This window comes from Pseudocitrobacter sp. CD920760 (genome assembly GCF_057782505.1).
Genome location: NZ_JBWXSY010000003.1, coordinates 55,604 through 72,216, shown reverse-complemented (window position 1 = coordinate 72,216; position 16,613 = coordinate 55,604). Strand labels below are relative to the sequence as shown.

Genomic DNA, 16,613 nt, shown 5'->3' with positions numbered 1-16,613 from the left:
CTTGATCCTCAACGGTTATCCACAAAAGGATGTAGTAATACGTATCGCAGTCAACGGATATACATACCTCAGTAAATACCGTTGCATATCACAGTATTAGATTATGCATATAACAGTCAACATTTTACATTCCGCAGTCGATCCAGACAGACGTTAAAGCCAGTTACAGCGCATGCTGGAGCGATCCGGGGATCTCTTTTGGATCTCACTATGATCTCCTTGGGATCAATTATTGGATCGAGACCTTGAATAACTCAGATACAAGGCCGGAAGCGCCACACCAGGTATCCAGAACCCTGGCCTGATTTTCCTGAATACGCTCTGGAAGATTGAGATCTACAGGTACAACAATGAAACATTGACTGCGGTATGCTGAGTCGTCTTTCCTCTTTCTCGACACAGATACAGTAAGTATCATGCCACAGTCAATATATTACATATCGCAGTCAATTTCATTATAACTGGCTGATCCCGAGCCATCTTAAGCAACCCGACGTACGTGCAATCTGTGAATTCTGTGATTTTCCGCTTCCTCGCCGCTTTCTCACTCCGTGAGATCGCTTACTGCGGCGAGCGGCAGTGATTAATATTGGCTGCGGTATGTACTCTTTTGTACTCCCCTGCGGTCTTTGCATCACCCAATGCGGTTCACTTTGCACTTTTTCGTGCACTTTGCGTTTTTATTGTTGCTTTGCAATAAATTCCAAGATTTAATAAAATAATGCAAAGTGATGATTAAAGGATGTTCAGTATGGGACTCATGGATACACTCAACCAGTGCATAAGTGCTGGTCATGAAATGACGAAAGCAATCGCCATTGCGCAGTTTAATGATGACAGTCCGGAAGCCCGGAAAATAACCCGGCGCTGGAGGATTGGTGAAGCAGCTGATTTAGTTGGCGTGTCATCTCAGGCTATCAGGGATGCCGAGAAAGCTGGCCGGCTGCCTCACCCTGATATGGAAACCCGTGGAAGAGTTGAGCAACGCGTTGGTTATACCATCGAGCAAATCAATCACATGCGGGATGTATTTGGTACACGACTGCGCCGTGCTGAAGATGCGTTTCCGCCGGTGATTGGTGTTGCTGCTCACAAAGGTGGTGTTTACAAAACCTCCGTTTCTGTTCACCTGGCTCAGGACCTGGCCCTGAAAGGATTACGCGTTCTGCTTGTCGAGGGTAATGATCCTCAGGGCACAGCCTCGATGTATCACGGATGGGTGCCCGATCTTCATATACACGCGGAAGATACTCTCCTGCCCTTTTATCTTGGTGAAAAGGATGATGCCAGTTATGCGATAAAACCAACCTGCTGGCCTGGCCTTGATATCATTCCGTCCTGCCTGGCACTGCATCGCATTGAAACTGAACTGATGGGCAAATTTGATGAAGGAAAACTGCCCACCGACCCGCATCTGATGCTCCGCCTTGCTATTGAAACGGTCGCTCATGACTATGATGTGATTGTTATCGACAGCGCACCGAACCTCGGTATTGGCACGATCAATGTCGTATGCGCTGCTGATGTGCTGATTGTTCCCACCCCGGCAGAGCTGTTCGATTACACTTCTGCACTGCAGTTTTTCGATATGCTTCGTGATCTGCTCAGGAATGTGGATCTTAAAGGCTTTGAGCCGGATGTCCGTATTCTGCTTACCAAATACAGTAATAACAATGGTTCGCAGTCACCGTGGATGGAAGAACAAATTCGCGATGCATGGGGAAGCATGGTTCTTAAAAATGTGGTACGTGAAACCGATGAAGTTGGTAAAGGCCAGATCCGCATGAGAACCGTTTTCGAACAGGCGATTGATCAACGTTCTTCGACCGGCGCATGGCGAAACGCACTTTCAATCTGGGAACCTGTTTGTAATGAGATTTTTGATCGTCTGATTAAACCACGCTGGGAGATTAGATAATGAAGCGTGCCCCTGTCATTCCAAGGCATACCACACATACTCAATCGACTGAAGATACTTCATCACCGGCGCCGGCCGCGCCGATGGTGGATTCATTAATTGCGCGCGTGGGTGCTATGGCCCGCGGTAATGCTATCTCTCTTCCGGTATGTGGACGGGAAGTAAAATTTACCCTTGAGGTGCTCCGGGGAGAGTCTGTTGAGAGCGCCTCACGCGTATGGTCAGGAAATGAGCGTGATCAGGAACTACTTACCGAAGATGCTCTGGATGATCTCATACCTTCATTTTTACTGACCGGTCAGCAGACTCCAGCTTTCGGCCGCTGGGTTTCTGATGTCATAGAAATTGCAGACGGCAGCCGTCGCCGTAAAGCCGCAATCCTGACGGAAAGTGATTATCGCATTCTGGTTGGTGAACTGGACGACGAGCAGATGGCTGCATTGTCCCGGCTGGGTAACGATTATCGGCCGACGAGTGCTTATGAACGTGGCCTGCGTTATACAAGCCGGCTGCAGAATGAGTTTGCCGGAAATATTTCTGCGCTTGCCGATGCGGAAAACATCTCTCGTAAGATCATTACCCGCTGTATCAATACGGCCAAACTGCCTAAATCAGTTGTTGCCCTGTTTGCACATCCTGGAGAACTGTCTGCCCGGTCAGGTGAAGCCCTTCAGAAGGCTTTTGCAGATAAAGAAGAATTACTGAAGCAGCAGGCTGAGACTCTCCACGATCAGAAGAAAGCGGGACTAATCTTTGAAGCTGAAGAGGTCATTAGTCTTTTAACATCCGTACTGAAACAATCTCGCGCATCAAGAGTTAATCTGAGTTCACGTCATCAGTTTGCTCCAGGGGCAACAGCATTGTATAAGGGCGATAAAATAGTGCTTAACCTAGATCGGTCCCGCATTCCTGCGGAGTGTATAGAGAAAATAGAAGCCATTCTTAAGGAGCTTGAGAAACCAGGAGTCTAATGCGGACACGCTTTAGTCTACGGTTATCTCCCTTTACTTCATTTCCTTTCTCACAGGCCAGAAAACATAACTGGCCTGAATATTCTCTCTGGGACCACGGTCCCACCTGCATCGTCTGTCAGGTTATCTGCCTGGGACCACGGTCTCACCTGCGTCATCGGTCAGGTTATCTGCCTGGGACCACGGTCCCACCTGCGTCGTCGGTCAGGTTATCTGTCTGGGACCACGGTCCCACCTGCGTCATCGGTCAGGTAATCTGTCTGGGACCACGGTCCCACCTGCGTCATCGGTCAGGTAATCTGTCTGGGACCACGGTCCCACCTGCGTCATCGGTCAGGTTATCTGACTGGGACCACGGTCCCACCTGCGTCGTCGGTCAGGTTATCTGCCTGGGACCACGGTCCCACCTGCGTCATCGGTCAGCTTATCTGTCTGGGACCACGGTCCCACCTGCGTCATCGGTCAGGTAATCTGTCTGGGACCACGGTCCCACCTGCGTCGTCGGTCAGGTTATCTGTCTGGGACCACGGTCCCACCTGCGTCATCGGTCAGGTAATCTGCCTGGGACCACGGTCCCACCTGCATCGTCGGTCAGGTAATCTGCCTGGGACCACGGTCCTACCTGCATCGTCGGCACATTATTAGTTTGGGACAACGGTTAAGCAATGCCTGTCACGAACAGGTATTGGCTTGTCGCCAGCAACTTGTTGAGCGGAGTAATCACGCAGCAGGGCGGCTATTACAGGTGATGGTGAAAGCTCTGTTGGGATCTGAACGAAGCATGTTGAGTGAAATTTGCAAAATTTCGCGGGGTGTGCGGCTTAATTTTAAATTTCCGCCAGCATTTTTAAAACCAGCTGCCGCCGCTGCGCGTTGGCCGGTCCTTCGTCCGGCCGGTAACCAGTCCCGGTCCTTCGTCCGGCCGGTAACCAGTCCCGGCCGTTCTTACGACCCTGGATGAACATGGTCCCGTCATCAGCGTCTCCAGTATGATGTCGTTTGTCACGCCGTCCGAGGGGATATCAGGGACACAACATATGGTAGAAAAAGCAGCTGTCTGAGACACAATATATTGATTATCCACAGTAACGGGGGATAACCGTGTGGGTAACATATTGAAAGTCCAACACGTTATCTGATTAACTGACTTTGTAAACGCCGCTGAACCATGAAAAAAATCCGGGGGAATCATCACAGCGCATAAACATACCGTTTTGTTTTTGGGTGACGGCAAGGAGGCCCCTGTTATCACCACATACCTTGTCAAAGGTTTCCATTCCTATCCTTATCAGGCTCTTTTCGTTATTTTCGGGAGAGATCCGGAGATGTTTTGTCAGCCAGACAGGATAGGTATCAGCGTTACGCCAGTACTGCAATTCAATCACTGAAGCCATTCCCCAGACAGTGAAGAATAAGAAAACCACACCTGCGATTTTGCTACCCATATTGTTCCTTAACATTGATTTAATACATTCCTTGCTCCTCGCACCGGAGCACATCACAGATACTGATTGAGATCCACTTCACGCAGCGGCTGGTTTTGACGTTCTGTTATCAATTGCACCAGGTCTTTTTCGTCCAGCGCATCGAGCATTTGTTCATACAGAGCCGCGGGCACACAATAAAAAACAGGGCGGTTGCGGTCAATAATCGCGACCGGGTAGCCGCCGCCGGCACTGGCGGTGGCCACCGGATCGTTTTTAAGTTCGCTGATGCTGGCAGTCACATCACACAGAATGATATTTGTCATGGTTCCCCCCTGAGACAAGTCATCTGTATGATCGGTAAAGTAAGCTCTTGCGGCAAGTCCCGTCTGTCATTTCGACGGTCAGAAACGGGCAACCGGCAGCTCCTTCCAGCGGGTGGTATATGCCGGTGACAGCATCTCCCGTTTCATCTGCCAGTCCAGCGCAATACCCCGTCCGGCAAACCAGACTTTCCCGAGTCCGGAATGATTAATGCCGTCGAGTACCTTCATCAGCGCATCGCTGTGCGGCCGTGGCTGCACGTCATCGAACAGATTCAGCTGCGCGACGCCGTTCGGACTGAAATCATTGAGCATTATCCCCGCTTTTGCGTAGCGGTGGCCATCGAGCCAGATCCTGTCCAGAGACCTGACCGCTGCCGCGATAATGTCCCGGGTGTCACGGGTGTCACGGGTAGGGGTGTTCAGTTTTTCCGTGGCCACGTTACCGTAATACGGCTCATTAACCGCAAAAGGGGATGTCTTGATGAAGGTGCTGATATGCCGGCAGTACTGTCGCTCACCGCGCAACTTTTCCGCCGCGCGCTCGGCATACTGGCAGACGGCCTGGCGCATTTCTTCGTAGGTGGTGATCCGCTGCCCGAAGCTGCGACTGCAGACAATCTGCTGTTTCGGCGGCGGCGCTTCCTCCAGCGAAATGCAGCTCTCGCCGTTCAGCTCACGTACCGTGCGCTCCAGCACTACGTTGAAGTTTTTCCGGATAAATGTAGGGTTCGTCAGCGACAGCTGCAGGGCAGTGGTGATCCCCATAACGTGCAGCTTTTTCGCTATCCGGTTCCCTACGCCCCAGATTTCTTCCACCGGCTGCAGGCTGAGTAATTTTGCCGTTCTGCGTGGATTTTCGGGCGACAGCGCCAGCACCCCACTGAATTGTGGCCATTCCTTTGACGCCCACTGCGCCGATTTGGCCAGTGTTTTTGTGGCGCCGAAGCCGACACCGATCGTCAGTCCGGTTCCACTGAGAACATGCCCACGCAGCTGCCTGCCAAAATCCTCCAGATCCATACAGTGGCCAATTCCCCGGGCATCCAGGAAACATTCGTCAATTGAGTATTGTTCGACGCGGGGCGACAGCTCTTCCAGCAGGGCGACCACACGGTTACTCAGGCTCGCGTAGAGCTCGTAGTTGCTGGAAAAAACGTACAATTTTTCAGGAAACTGCGCCTCTTTGAGCTGGAACCAGGGGGTTCCCATCTTTATACCCAGCCGTTTGGCTTCAGCACTCCGGGCAATAACGCAGCCATCGTTGTTACTGAGAACGACGACAGGTTTGCCGCGCAAATCCGGCCTGAAAACCTTCTCGCGGCACTGTTGCAAATAGTCGGTGGTGATAAACTTATCATCCCCTTTTGCTGATGGAGCTGCACATGAACCCATTCAAAGGCCGGCATTTTCAGCGTGACATCATTCTGTGGGCCGTACGCTGGTACTGCAAATACGGCATCAGTTACCGTGAGCTGCAGGAGATGCTGGCTGAACGCGGAGTGAATGTCGATCACTCCACGATTTACCGCTGGGTTCAGCGTTATGCGCCTGAAATGGAAAAACGGCTGCGCTGGTACTGGCGTAACCCTTCCGATCTTTGCCCGTGGCACATGGATGAAACCTACGTGAAGGTCAATGGCCGCTGGGCGTATCTGTACCGGGCCGTCGACAGCCGGGGCCGCACTGTCGATTTTTATCTCTCCTCCCGTCGTAACAGCAAAGCTGCATACCGGTTTCTGGGTAAAATCCTCAACAACGTGAAGAAGTGGCAGATCCCGCGATTCATCAACACGGATAAAGCGCCCGCCTATGGTCGCGCGCTTGCTCTGCTCAAACGCGAAGGCCGGTGCCCGTCTGACGTTGAACACCGACAGATTAAGTACCGGAACAACGTGATTGAATGCGATCATGGCAAACTGAAACGGATAATCGGCGCCACGCTGGGATTTAAATCCATGAAGACGGCTTACGCCACCATCAAAGGTATTGAGGTGATGCGTGCACTACGCAAAGGCCAGGCCTCAGCATTTTATTATGGTGATCCCCTGGGCGAAATGCGCCTGGTAAGCAGAGTTTTTGAAATGTAAGGCCTTTGAATAAGACAAAACGCTGCCTCATCGCTAACTTTGCAACAGTGCCCTTTGAAGAGAGAGAACTACACTTCACCGGACGAAATGAAAAAACGATTTGCCTCGCTGGACAGAATGAAATATCGGGAGAAGTGGTGGGTGATCGATGTTGGCGGTGGGAATTTAAGGGTGATGTTTTTTGCTGATTTTGAACGTGGGAAAATCTTTATAAAGCACATAACCACACACGCCGAATACGACAAGCTGACAGATTTTTACCGGAGAACTAAAGAATGATGTACACCGATGCTATCCAGGCGGCAAACAGCCTGGTTAGCATTGTCCCCCTCCTGGGGGGCAATGCCTCTCGCAAGGACTATGAAGACGCGCTGACGCTGGTTGAATACCTGGTTGAACACGAGCCAGATCATCCGCTGGTGGACATGCTGGTTGCGAAAATTGCCCAGTATGAAGATGAGGCGGAAGAGTTCGCAGAGTTCAACGACCGTATTGCAGCGTTACCAAGTGGCGTGGCCCTGCTGCGTGTCCTGATGGACCAGCACAAACTGACTCAGAGTGATTTTGAGGAAGAGATTGGTAAGAAATCGCTGGTGAGCCGCATCCTTAACGGGACTCGCTCACTAACACTAGATCACATGAAAGCACTTGCGCGGCGCTTCAACATTCCGCCCAGCTCATTCATGGACGCGTAAAACAGCCCCCTGACCGAAAGGTTGGGGGCTTTTGTATTTGACCTGCTCCCCGTTGATTAGTACACCCCGATGTTAGTAATGTCTTCATAAGCCACATGAGGACATCCCCATGAAGAAGCGTTTTTCCGACGAACAGATCATCAGTATTCTCCGCGAAGCCGAAGCTGGGGTACCCGCCCGTGAACTCTGCCGCAAGCATGCCATTTCCGATGCCACGTTTTACACCTGGCGTAAGAAGTATGGCGGTATGGAGGTGCCTGAAGTTAAGCGCCTGAAGTCGCTTGAGGAAGAGAACGCCAGACTCAAGAAGCTGCTTGCCGAAGCCATGCTGGATAAAGAGGCGCTTCAGGTGGCTCTTGGGCGAAAGTACTGACGACAGACCAGAAGCGGGAAGCCGTGATGCTGATGTGTGATGCGACCGGTCTGTCGCAACGTCGTGCCTGCAGGCTTACAGGTTTATCCCTGTCGACCTGCCGCTATGAGGCTCACCGTCCGGCTGCTGATGCGCATTTATCAGGGCGCATCACTGAGCTGGTACTGGAGCGCAGGCGTTTTGGCTACCGTCGTATTTGGCAGTTGCTGCGCCGTGAAGGGCTTCATGTTAATCATAAGCGCGTGTACCGGCTTTATCACCTCAGTGGCCTGGGCGTAAAACGCAGAAGACGTCGTAAAGGGCTGGCAACAGAACGTCTGCCGCTGCTCCGTCCGGCGGCGCCCAATCTGACCTGGTCGATGGATTTCGTCATGGACGCACTTTCCACCGGTCGCAGGATCAAGTGTCTTACCTGCGTCGATGATTTCACAAAGGAATGCCTGACGGTCACTGTTGCCTTTGGGATTTCAGGCGTTCAGGTCTCGCGTATTCTGGACAGCATTGCACTGTTTCGAGGCTATCCGGCGACGATAAGAACTGACCAGGGGCCGGAGTTCACTTGCCGTGCACTGGATCAATGGGCCTTTGAGCATGGTGTTGAGTTGCGCTTAATCCAGCCGGGCAAGCCAACGCAGAACGGATTTATTGAGAGCTTTAACGGACGATTTCGCGATGAATGCCTGAATGAGCACTGGTTCAGCGATATCGTTCACGCAAGGAAAATCATTAATGACTGGCGGCAGGATTATAACGAGTGTCGTCCACATTCAGCACTGAATTATCAGACGCCATCAGAGTTTGCAGCACGGTGGCGAAATGTAAAATGTGAAGGTAAACAAACCGACCTTACTAACTGACGGTTGTATCTAATCCTGGGGGCAGGTCATCCCTACTGCATGTTTAAAAAGGGTCTGAAATTGATCCCCAAAGAACAGCGCGTTAAAGTCGCGTAACGAGACACCGGTTTGAGGCCGGTGTCAGGTGATTACTAGATCTGTACAGCAGGTGGCTTTTACTATATGGTTTTCAACGACTCTGCTATATCAATAATTATTCTGTCTGCTTCGCAAAGATCAAAATCTGTTTTGTGACGTTTTCTAACGCCTAGCTCATTTAACAATATATGCTTTGTAGGTGTTACATAGTGCTTAGCTAAACAACTTCTAACACATTGCAGAGAGCATCCATCGATGGCTATTATCGGTCGACCTGAGATCGCGATTCGAACTAAAGATTTGACGTTTCCACCGACCCCTGCAATACATGACATTTCTGCATCGCCCCGCCTGTCTAGCTGGATAGCAATATAGTTAGCCATTTGGGCTGCACTTGAACAACCGGAACAAGAATAAATTAACGGTAGAGATTTAGAATGCACGTTCATATATCACCTTCTAGAGGTTATCATGTTATAAGAATGTCTTTAACTAATAAGAATACTCTTGAGGCTAATTATCAAATTTAAAGTTTCTACCAATGCTTTCGGTAATCCCATGATAACTTCTAAAATTATAAATTAATGGTCTCCACAAGTCGGCATCAATGATGTCATTATCTTTGAGTAGGGATACATCAGCATGAACATGATTTACTCGCAACTCCACAATAGCATGGCTGTCTCGCTTGATTATATTTTCGACTAGGCATTCCACTTGCAGTGGACATTCCTGTATGCGGAGTGGTCGTACCGTATGTGACACTTGTGATGTAAATCCTCCGAGAGAAAATTTATCGTTGCAATAATTAAATTCTGACTTTAATTTCTCAGGTGGAACTGGATTCCTTCCTGTATATTTTGCAATAGACTCAATTTTTTTAGAAAGATCATCAGATGCAATGTTCAATACCATTTCTGGACAATACTCGATGTTTTCAATTGCCTTCGAGCTTAGACTGAGACCAATTACAATATTGCTCGAGAGAGACCAGCTTGATGAAATAGGAGTAATGTTAGTTGAATTGGTATTATCAATGGTGCTTAATAGAATGACAGTACTTCCCCAGTAAAGGGATTTAGGGTGAACTTGCTTGTGCATCTCTATCATCTCCACAAAATTATTTACACAAATTGTATCACAATATGATATAATTTAGCGTATGGTGTTTCTTTTGGAAAGTCAACAGTCGAGTATTCTATGTTAACAAAATCTCAATTTGAGGCTCTTTCTGAGTTTCGCTACCAGTTAATGCGCTTTTTGCACTTTAGTGAAAATGCTGCAAAGGAGCTGGGACTTACACCGTTACAATATTTGTCGCTTTTGCATATTCAAGGATATCCAGGACGTAATTGGGCGACAGTAGGTGAGTTGGCTGAGCGGTTACAGATGAGCCATCACGCAACAGTGGCTTTACTTACACGAAGTGAAAAGTTGGAGCTCGTTGAGCGCCGAAAAAATGAAAGTGACAGACGTAAAGTAGAAGTACATTTAACAACCAAGGGAAGGGAATATTTGCAGCAGTTGGCACAGCAACACAAAACGGAATTACAATCGCTTCAGAATACTTTTCCGGTTGCTCGAATAACAGAGCTTAATGAGGATCAGAATACTGATATATAAGATAAGCGATAAGATAAGCGTGCTTGATATACTTGGGAAGGTGCGAACAAGTCCCTGATATGAGATCATGTTTGTCATCTGGAGCCATGAAACAGGGTTCATCATGAGTCATCAGCTCACCTTCGCCGACAGTGAATTCAGCAGTAAGCGCCGTCAGACCAGAAAAGAGATTTTCTTGTCCCGCATGGAGCAGATCCTGCCATGGCAAAACATGGTGGAAGTCATCGAGCCGTTTTATCCCAAGGCTGGTAATGGTCGTCGGCCCTATCCGCTGGAAACCATGCTGCGCATTCACTGTCTGCAGCACTGGTACAACCTGAGCGATGGCGCGATGGAAGATGCTCTGTACGAAATCGCCTCCATGCGTCTGTTTGCCCGGTTATCCCTGGATAGCGCCCTGCCGGACCGCACCACCATCATGAATTTCCGCCACCTGCTGGAGCAGCATCAACTGGCCCGCCAATTGTTCAAGACCATCAATCGCTGGCTGGCCGAAGCAGGCGTCATGATGACTCAAGGCACCTTGGTCGATGCCACCATCATTGAGGCACCCAGCTCGACCAAGAACAAAGAGCAGCAACGCGATCCGGAGATGCATCAGACCAAGAAAGGCAATCAGTGGCACTTTGGCATGAAGGCCCACATTGGTGTTGATGCCAAGAGTGGCCTGACCCACAGTCTGGTCACCACTGCGGCCAATGTGCATGACCTCAACCAGTTGGGTAACCTGCTGCACGGTAAGGAGCAATTTGTCTCAGCCGATGCCGGCTACCAAGGAGCGCCACAGCGCGAGGAGCTGACCGAGGTGGATGTGGACTGGCTGATCGCCGAGCGACCCGGCAAGGTAAGAACCTTGAAACAGCATCCACGCAAGAACAAAACGGCCATCAACATCGAATACATGAAGGCGAGCATCCGGGCCAGGGTGGAGCACCTGTTGCGCATCATCAAGCGGCAGTTCGGCTTCGTGAAAGCCAGATACAAGGGGCTGCTGAAAAACGATAACCAACTGGCGATGTTATTCACCCTGGCCAACCTGTTTCGGGTGGACCAGATGATACGTCAGTGGGAGAGATCGCACTAAAAACTGGGAATAACGCCTTAAATGGCGAAGAAACGGTCTAAATGGGCTGATTCAAGGCATTTACGGGAGAAAAAACGGCTCAAACAGGAAAAAATGAAATGACTGAGTCAGCCGAGAAGAATTTCCCCGCTTATTCGCACCTTCCCAAACACCGTCAGATGTATCGACTTCTAGGATATAGAAGGTGCGGCCCTGCAACTCCACCTCAACAACGGCCAGGCACCTTTAACCTGCTCCCCGTATTTTCACACAGACTGCTGTTAGTTACTTCCGCTTCTGGCACAAAGCAGACGTTAAGACTTACAGCATCGGGATACTTCTGGATGCCGCGTTAGCGGCATGGAGGCGCCAGATGAGGTTACATGTGTCTGTGGAGTCAAATGGCGCCGAAAGCCCGGCGTAGCCGGTTACCTGGCTATAAACTCTGCCATCCTACCCCCTGCCCTGATTAGCCTTAACCCGCTCACAGCAATGAAGAAGTAAAAGTAATCCCTTTTAACCCCGGTGAGCGGGCTTTACGGCGTTTACGACGTAAAGGGCGTGATTTCCGGGGCCTTAGCGGCGGCAGCTTGCTGCTGACGCTTAGGGGGATGTTCATCAACTATTTCAGCGACACCAGGAAACTTAACACGGTAGCTGCAAAGCCATACCCGCTCAAAACGTCTCAGATGCCTTTGTACGCGGTCGGAGTGGACACAGCAAGGCGACAGCCGCAGTCGGGGCGTATCTCCGCGTTAGCGGGCCGGAGGGCCGCTTACGAGCGTGTACCAGACAACCGACCGCAGCACCACCCACAGCGATGAAGAAGAGTAGTTACAACACCCATCATTAAAAGCGACACTACTCCCGGCCTTCGGCCGGGGGCGGCGGCGCTTTTCAGTGTTGGGGAGGGGCACCTGGCCGGCAAACCGGCGCCGGTTTTATGATGAACTTCCTTTTGAATGCTGTAACTAATTTGCTTCTCCGGCCGGGGCCCTTCGCGAAGCGATGGGAGCTCTTTCTGATGTTGCCGAACCGGCGCGACCGTCAGGTCGCTGCAAGGGCGGGCATTATCAGGAGCCTGTCCACAGGGCAGGCGATGAACAGGTTATGTGTTTACAGGATTTATTAAAGGATTTTTAAAAGAGATACAGAGCTGATGTTTAAAAGGAACCACGCACCCTGAAAGACTGACGGTTAGCGCTTTGCAAAACCATCGGTTAGCGCCATATGAAATAATCCCTTGCAGTTATTTGTGAATAACAAAAATCGGCCGTCAAAAGTGACGCCGGCGATAACATTTCTGGCCAGTACAGTGCCAGAAAGGCGGTGATTCAGGTAAGTGGGAAGACCTCACTGCTCATAAGATCAGCAATGGCCGGTAACAGGCGTGCGGGCACTGTTGCAAATAGTCGGTGGTGATAAACTTATCATCCCCTTTTGCTGATGGAGCTGCACATGAACCCATTCAAAGGCCGGCATTTTCAGCGTGACATCATTCTGTGGGCCGTACGCTGGTACTGCAAATACGGCATCAGTTACCGTGAGCTGCAGGAGATGCTGGCTGAACGCGGAGTGAATGTCGATCACTCCACGATTTACCGCTGGGTTCAGCGTTATGCGCCTGAAATGGAAAAACGGCTGCGCTGGTACTGGCGTAACCCTTCCGATCTTTGCCCGTGGCACATGGATGAAACCTACGTGAAGGTCAATGGCCGCTGGGCGTATCTGTACCGGGCCGTCGACAGCCGGGGCCGCACTGTCGATTTTTATCTCTCCTCCCGTCGTAACAGCAAAGCTGCATACCGGTTTCTGGGTAAAATCCTCAACAACGTGAAGAAGTGGCAGATCCCGCGATTCATCAACACGGATAAAGCGCCCGCCTATGGTCGCGCGCTTGCTCTGCTCAAACGCGAAGGCCGGTGCCCGTCTGACGTTGAACACCGACAGATTAAGTACCGGAACAACGTGATTGAATGCGATCATGGCAAACTGAAACGGATAATCGGCGCCACGCTGGGATTTAAATCCATGAAGACGGCTTACGCCACCATCAAAGGTATTGAGGTGATGCGTGCACTACGCAAAGGCCAGGCCTCAGCATTTTATTATGGTGATCCCCTGGGCGAAATGCGCCTGGTAAGCAGAGTTTTTGAAATGTAAGGCCTTTGAATAAGACAAAACGCTGCCTCATCGCTAACTTTGCAACAGTGCCTATCTGGCTATTGTACAGGATATACGTATCCGCTTAACGAACAAGAACCTCACGCGCGTCTTTCATCAGGGCCCGAATCGATGACGATTCATCATGGCCGTTTATAGTACCGCAGTCTCTCCCCTTTATTTTTACTGAAGAGCAGACAGAAACCATAAATACCGGCTTTGACATGCCGGGGAAGTCCTTATAGTACAATAATTTTCGATATCCAAACTGACCCCTATTACGCGGGTAGGATCACTGAGATAGTACATTGTCCCCAGTTTGCCCGAGAATAGCCTCTTAGTCATTATATTTTCATAACTTACTGATTTTTAATATTTAAGTTGTAAAATATGACTAAAGTTAACATTTTTTGTGACATGTTCCACAATTAGTAACGATGGTGGTTTTTAAAACACTGGTTTAGGTTCATATTGTAGACAATGAAAGAGAATGAAAAATGATGAAAGGTTTTAACAGCGTTCAATGGAGAGCTTATGAAAAGCGCGATTGAACGTCGCATGGAAATCGCGAATCTGGTTGGAGTGAGAGGTAAGGTCAGTGTTGGGGATCTTACCGAATATTTTGGAGTATCCGGAGCGACTATCCGTACTGACTTACGTTTCCTGGAGTCTATGGGGCACATTGTCCGCTCTAACGGTTATGTCATTTTAAACAAAGGAGTCATTGCCAACTTTTCAGCGGAATCCCGAAATCGTAAAGAATCTGTAACGGTAGGGCATGAACAGGATGTTGCCGTATCGGCAGAAGATAGTAATAAAGCCCTATCTTATTCAAATGGCGACGGATGGGAGCAGAAGCTGACGGAAATAATAGGCAGCCTGGAACAATCATTATTCATTGGTGCCGGAGCGGGTGATGCTGCCAACTTACTGATTTAGTGTATGATGGTGTTTTTGAGGTGCTCCAGTGGCTTCTGTTTCTATCAGCTGTCCCTCCCGTTCAGCTACTGACGGGGTGGTGCGTAACGGCAAAAGCACTGCCGGACATCAGCGCTATCTCTGCTCTCACTGCCGTAAAACATGGCAACTGCAGTTCACTTACACCGCTTCTCAACCCGGTACGCACCAGAAAATCATTGATATGGCCATGAATGGCGTTGGATGCCGGGCAACCGCCCGCATTATGGGCGTTGGCCTCAACACGATTTTACGTCACTTAAAAAACTCAGGCCGCAGTCGGTAACCTCGCGCATACAGCCGGGCAGTGACGTCATCGTCTGCGCGGAAATGGACGAACAGTGGGGATACGTCGGGGCTAAATCGCGCCAGCGCTGGCTGTTTTACGCGTATGACAGGCTCCGGAAGACGGTTGTTGCGCACGTATTCGGTGAACGCACTATGGCGACGCTGGGGCGTCTTATGAGCCTGCTGTCACCCTTTGACGTGGTGATATGGATGACGGATGGCTGGCCGCTGTATGAATCCCGCCTGAAGGGAAAGCTGCACGTAATCAGCAAGCGATATACGCAGCGAATTGAGCGGCATAACCTGAATCTGAGGCAGCACCTGGCACGGCTGGGACGGAAGTCGCTGTCGTTCTCAAAATCGGTGGAGCTGCATGACAAAGTCATCGGGCATTATCTGAACATAAAACACTATCAATAAGTTGGAGTCATTACCTGATTACCGTAATGGCAGTATCGGGAATTTTATTCTTTACGGAACTTATCTGCACATAACAGAGATATCAACACAGCTCATTTTGTGTTCAAAAAGCTGTGCGGCATTGCAGGTAACATCTCGCCTTATTTGTTCAGCAATGATTTGTGTCTAGGAAGTAAGTCTTCACAGCTGTTGAATCAACGCTATTTCGTAAGGCGACTCACGTTTTTATGCCCTGAGCCGCACTTTTCCGGCTGGAACGTTCCACCCACTCGGTCACTGTGATTAAATATGCTAAACCGATTTAATAAAGTTTAGCTTTGGGGAGTCTTAGCATGAATGCAAAAGTTTGGGTTTTGGGCGACGCGGTGGTGGACCTGCTGCCGGAGAGCGAAGGGCGTCTGCTGCAGTGCCCTGGAGGCGCGCCGGCTAACGTGGCGGTAGGTGTTGCCCGCCTTGGCGGCAATAGCGGATTTATCGGCCGCGTCGGCGGTGACCCATTTGGCCGCTACATGCGTCATACTCTGCAACAGGAGCAGGTCGACGTCAGCCATATGTATCTCGACGATCAGCAACGCACGTCCACTGTTGTCGTAGACCTTGACGATCAGGGGGAACGCACCTTTACCTTTATGGTACGCCCCAGCGCGGACCTGTTCCTGACTGAAGAAGACCTGCCAAAGTTTACCGCCGGACAGTGGTTGCACGTCTGCTCCATCGCGCTCAGCGCCGAGCCCAGCCGCAGTGCTACCTTCGCGGCTATGGAGAACATAAAGTCTGTCGGCGGTCGGATCAGCTTTGACCCTAATATTCGTCCCGATCTCTGGCAGGATCAGGCCTTGCTGCAAGCCTGCCTCGATCGTGCTTTGCACATGGCCAACGTAGTAAAGCTATCGGAAGAGGAGCTGGTGTTCATCAGCGGCAGTAATGATTTAGCACAGGGGATCGCCAGCGTAACGGAGCGCTATCAGCCGGAATTGCTATTAGTGACCCAGGGCAAAGCGGGGGTGCTTGCCGCGTTTCAGCAGGAGTTTACCCATTTCAACGCCCGGCCTGTGATCAGCGTGGACACCACCGGCGCGGGAGACGCATTTGTCGCCGGACTTCTCGCCAGCCTTGCGGCTAACGGGATGCCAACGGACGTGACCGCACTGGAGTCGACACTCACGCTGGCACAGACCTGCGGCGCCCTGGCCACCACAGCCAAAGGCGCGATGACCGCCTTGCCCTATCAGCGCGATCTCAACCGTCAGTTTTAATCCTTAAAGCCGCTATGTGCGGCTCACTTTGTTGCATGCATCACATTTATTATACCGGTTTAGCATATTTGTTTTAAGAAAAATAAAGGTCGGGATTAACATGCCAACTAAACC

18 protein-coding genes and 1 pseudogene are annotated in these 16,613 nt (G+C 50.4%); 12 read left to right on the top strand and 7 right to left on the bottom strand.

The window, feature by feature from the left end; all coding sequences use genetic code 11:
• The first annotated feature begins 751 nt into the window (after positions 1 to 751).
• Positions 752 to 1,918: a plasmid-partitioning protein SopA gene (sopA, locus tag AC1MKH_RS25895; RefSeq protein WP_000523813.1), complete on the top strand. Its 1,167-nt coding sequence runs from the start codon at positions 752 to 754 to the stop codon at positions 1,916 to 1,918.
• Positions 1,918 to 2,889, top strand: a complete 972-nt coding sequence (locus tag AC1MKH_RS25890; protein WP_016156498.1) for a ParB/RepB/Spo0J family plasmid partition protein — start codon at positions 1,918 to 1,920, stop codon at positions 2,887 to 2,889. The genes sopA and AC1MKH_RS25890 overlap by 1 nt, the downstream gene beginning before the upstream one ends.
• 1,139 nt (positions 2,890 to 4,028) lie before the next feature.
• On the opposite strand, the gene AC1MKH_RS25885 is transcribed toward AC1MKH_RS25890, so the two are convergent.
• The 3 genes from AC1MKH_RS25885 to AC1MKH_RS25875 form a co-directional block, all read right to left on the bottom strand.
• Positions 4,029 to 4,334, bottom strand: a complete 306-nt coding sequence (locus tag AC1MKH_RS25885; protein ID WP_016156495.1) for a hypothetical protein — start codon at positions 4,332 to 4,334, stop codon at positions 4,029 to 4,031.
• 53 nt (positions 4,335 to 4,387) lie between these two features.
• Positions 4,388 to 4,639 (bottom strand): type II toxin-antitoxin system Phd/YefM family antitoxin, encoded by a 252-nt coding sequence (locus tag AC1MKH_RS25880; RefSeq protein WP_004118488.1) that lies wholly within the window; start codon positions 4,637 to 4,639, stop codon positions 4,388 to 4,390.
• Positions 4,640 to 4,717: 78 nt separating this feature from the next.
• The gene (locus tag AC1MKH_RS25875; RefSeq protein ID WP_241224031.1) at positions 4,718 to 6,031 is read right to left on the bottom strand and encodes a Y-family DNA polymerase; all 1,314 of its coding nucleotides are present in this window, start codon (positions 6,029 to 6,031) and stop codon (positions 4,718 to 4,720) included.
• Here AC1MKH_RS25875 and AC1MKH_RS25870 point away from each other — a divergent pair.
• The 4 genes from AC1MKH_RS25870 to AC1MKH_RS25855 all read left to right on the top strand — a co-directional run bounded on the left by AC1MKH_RS25870 (position 6,022) and on the right by AC1MKH_RS25855 (position 8,651).
• Positions 6,022 to 6,726, top strand: a complete 705-nt coding sequence (locus tag AC1MKH_RS25870) for an IS6-like element IS26 family transposase (protein ID WP_001067855.1) — start codon at positions 6,022 to 6,024, stop codon at positions 6,724 to 6,726. The two genes, AC1MKH_RS25875 and AC1MKH_RS25870, sit on opposite strands and share 10 nt — an antisense overlap.
• Positions 6,727 to 6,735: 9 nt before the next feature.
• Positions 6,736 to 7,005, top strand: coding sequence for a type II toxin-antitoxin system HigB family toxin (locus AC1MKH_RS25865; RefSeq protein ID WP_276224771.1), 270 nt, complete (start codon positions 6,736 to 6,738; stop codon positions 7,003 to 7,005).
• On the top strand, positions 7,002 to 7,421 hold the full coding sequence (locus tag AC1MKH_RS25860; RefSeq protein WP_000990392.1) for a helix-turn-helix domain-containing protein: 420 nt from the start codon (positions 7,002 to 7,004) through the stop codon (positions 7,419 to 7,421). Before AC1MKH_RS25865 ends, AC1MKH_RS25860 begins: the two co-directional genes overlap by 4 nt.
• A 109-nt stretch (positions 7,422 to 7,530) precedes the next feature.
• Positions 7,531 to 8,651, top strand: a protein-coding gene (locus AC1MKH_RS25855; protein WP_276224770.1) for an IS3 family transposase whose coding sequence is annotated in 2 segments (ribosomal slippage) — positions 7,531 to 7,789 and positions 7,789 to 8,651 — 1,122 coding nt in all. Because the reading frame shifts where the segments join, the coding sequence is not laid out codon by codon here.
• A gap of 158 nt (positions 8,652 to 8,809) precedes the next feature.
• Here the strand turns inward: AC1MKH_RS25855 and AC1MKH_RS25850 are convergent.
• Both AC1MKH_RS25850 and AC1MKH_RS25845 read right to left on the bottom strand, forming a co-directional pair.
• Positions 8,810 to 9,178 (bottom strand): putative zinc-binding protein, encoded by a 369-nt coding sequence (locus tag AC1MKH_RS25850; RefSeq protein WP_074186210.1) that lies wholly within the window; start codon positions 9,176 to 9,178, stop codon positions 8,810 to 8,812.
• A gap of 64 nt (positions 9,179 to 9,242) precedes the next feature.
• Positions 9,243 to 9,830 carry a flavin reductase family protein gene (locus AC1MKH_RS25845; RefSeq protein WP_234651775.1) on the bottom strand — a complete coding sequence of 196 codons (588 nt, stop codon included), beginning with the start codon at positions 9,828 to 9,830 and terminating at the stop codon, positions 9,243 to 9,245.
• 99 nt (positions 9,831 to 9,929) lie between these two features.
• Here AC1MKH_RS25845 and AC1MKH_RS25840 point away from each other — a divergent pair, with 99 nt between their 5' ends.
• Together AC1MKH_RS25840 and AC1MKH_RS25835 are read left to right on the top strand one after the other, a co-directional pair.
• On the top strand, positions 9,930 to 10,352 hold the full coding sequence (locus tag AC1MKH_RS25840) for a MarR family winged helix-turn-helix transcriptional regulator (RefSeq protein ID WP_074186208.1): 423 nt from the start codon (positions 9,930 to 9,932) through the stop codon (positions 10,350 to 10,352).
• Positions 10,353 to 10,455: 103 nt separating this feature from the next.
• Positions 10,456 to 11,436, top strand: coding sequence for an IS5 family transposase (locus tag AC1MKH_RS25835; protein ID WP_242491450.1), 981 nt, complete (start codon positions 10,456 to 10,458; stop codon positions 11,434 to 11,436).
• Between the two features lie 60 nt (positions 11,437 to 11,496).
• Here the strand turns inward: AC1MKH_RS25835 and AC1MKH_RS25830 are convergent, their stop codons facing one another.
• Both AC1MKH_RS25830 and AC1MKH_RS25825 read right to left on the bottom strand, forming a co-directional pair.
• Complete coding sequence (locus tag AC1MKH_RS25830; protein WP_488452276.1) at positions 11,497 to 11,655, bottom strand: hypothetical protein; 159 nt, start codon at positions 11,653 to 11,655, stop codon at positions 11,497 to 11,499.
• 435 nt (positions 11,656 to 12,090) lie between these two features.
• Positions 12,091 to 12,332, bottom strand: a pseudogene (locus AC1MKH_RS25825) (hypothetical protein).
• 541 nt (positions 12,333 to 12,873) lie between these two features.
• Here AC1MKH_RS25825 and AC1MKH_RS25820 point away from each other — a divergent pair.
• The 4 genes from AC1MKH_RS25820 (at position 12,874) to cscK (ending at position 16,499) form a co-directional block, all read left to right on the top strand.
• Entirely contained in the window at positions 12,874 to 13,578 is a 705-nt protein-coding gene (locus AC1MKH_RS25820) for an IS6-like element IS26 family transposase (protein ID WP_001067855.1), read from the top strand.
• A 534-nt stretch (positions 13,579 to 14,112) separates the two neighbouring features.
• Complete coding sequence (locus tag AC1MKH_RS25815) at positions 14,113 to 14,517, top strand: DeoR family transcriptional regulator (RefSeq protein WP_276224790.1); 405 nt, start codon at positions 14,113 to 14,115, stop codon at positions 14,515 to 14,517.
• A 28-nt stretch (positions 14,518 to 14,545) separates the two neighbouring features.
• Positions 14,546 to 15,243, top strand: a protein-coding gene (locus AC1MKH_RS25810) for an IS1-like element IS1A family transposase (RefSeq protein WP_228261368.1) whose coding sequence is annotated in 2 segments (ribosomal slippage) — positions 14,546 to 14,795 and positions 14,795 to 15,243 — 699 coding nt in all. Because the reading frame shifts where the segments join, the coding sequence is not laid out codon by codon here.
• 332 nt (positions 15,244 to 15,575) lie between these two features.
• On the top strand, positions 15,576 to 16,499 hold the full coding sequence (gene cscK, locus AC1MKH_RS25805; protein WP_276224760.1) for a fructokinase: 924 nt from the start codon (positions 15,576 to 15,578) through the stop codon (positions 16,497 to 16,499).
• Positions 16,500 to 16,613: the final 114 nt, after the last annotated feature.

What these genes read in the sequence shown, in the direction of transcription:
- cscK (WP_276224760.1), top strand. Translation starts at nt 15,576, where the DNA reads ATGAATGCAAAAGTTTGGGTTTTGGGCGACGCGGTGGTGGACCTGCTG.
- AC1MKH_RS25835 (WP_242491450.1), top strand. Translation starts at nt 10,456, where the DNA reads ATGAGTCATCAGCTCACCTTCGCCGACAGTGAATTCAGCAGTAAGCGC.
- AC1MKH_RS25815 (WP_276224790.1), top strand. Translation starts at nt 14,113, where the DNA reads ATGAAAAGCGCGATTGAACGTCGCATGGAAATCGCGAATCTGGTTGGA.
- AC1MKH_RS25850 (WP_074186210.1), bottom strand. Translation starts at nt 9,178, where the DNA reads ATGAACGTGCATTCTAAATCTCTACCGTTAATTTATTCTTGTTCCGGT.
- AC1MKH_RS25845 (WP_234651775.1), bottom strand. Translation starts at nt 9,830, where the DNA reads ATGCACAAGCAAGTTCACCCTAAATCCCTTTACTGGGGAAGTACTGTC.
- sopA (WP_000523813.1), top strand. Translation starts at nt 752, where the DNA reads ATGGGACTCATGGATACACTCAACCAGTGCATAAGTGCTGGTCATGAA.
- AC1MKH_RS25890 (WP_016156498.1), top strand. Translation starts at nt 1,918, where the DNA reads ATGAAGCGTGCCCCTGTCATTCCAAGGCATACCACACATACTCAATCG.
- AC1MKH_RS25885 (WP_016156495.1), bottom strand. Translation starts at nt 4,334, where the DNA reads ATGGGTAGCAAAATCGCAGGTGTGGTTTTCTTATTCTTCACTGTCTGG.
- AC1MKH_RS25820 (WP_001067855.1), top strand. Translation starts at nt 12,874, where the DNA reads ATGAACCCATTCAAAGGCCGGCATTTTCAGCGTGACATCATTCTGTGG.
- AC1MKH_RS25860 (WP_000990392.1), top strand. Translation starts at nt 7,002, where the DNA reads ATGATGTACACCGATGCTATCCAGGCGGCAAACAGCCTGGTTAGCATT.
- AC1MKH_RS25875 (WP_241224031.1), bottom strand. Translation starts at nt 6,031, where the DNA reads ATGGGTTCATGTGCAGCTCCATCAGCAAAAGGGGATGATAAGTTTATC.
- AC1MKH_RS25870 (WP_001067855.1), top strand. Translation starts at nt 6,022, where the DNA reads ATGAACCCATTCAAAGGCCGGCATTTTCAGCGTGACATCATTCTGTGG.
- AC1MKH_RS25840 (WP_074186208.1), top strand. Translation starts at nt 9,930, where the DNA reads ATGTTAACAAAATCTCAATTTGAGGCTCTTTCTGAGTTTCGCTACCAG.
- AC1MKH_RS25880 (WP_004118488.1), bottom strand. Translation starts at nt 4,639, where the DNA reads ATGACAAATATCATTCTGTGTGATGTGACTGCCAGCATCAGCGAACTT.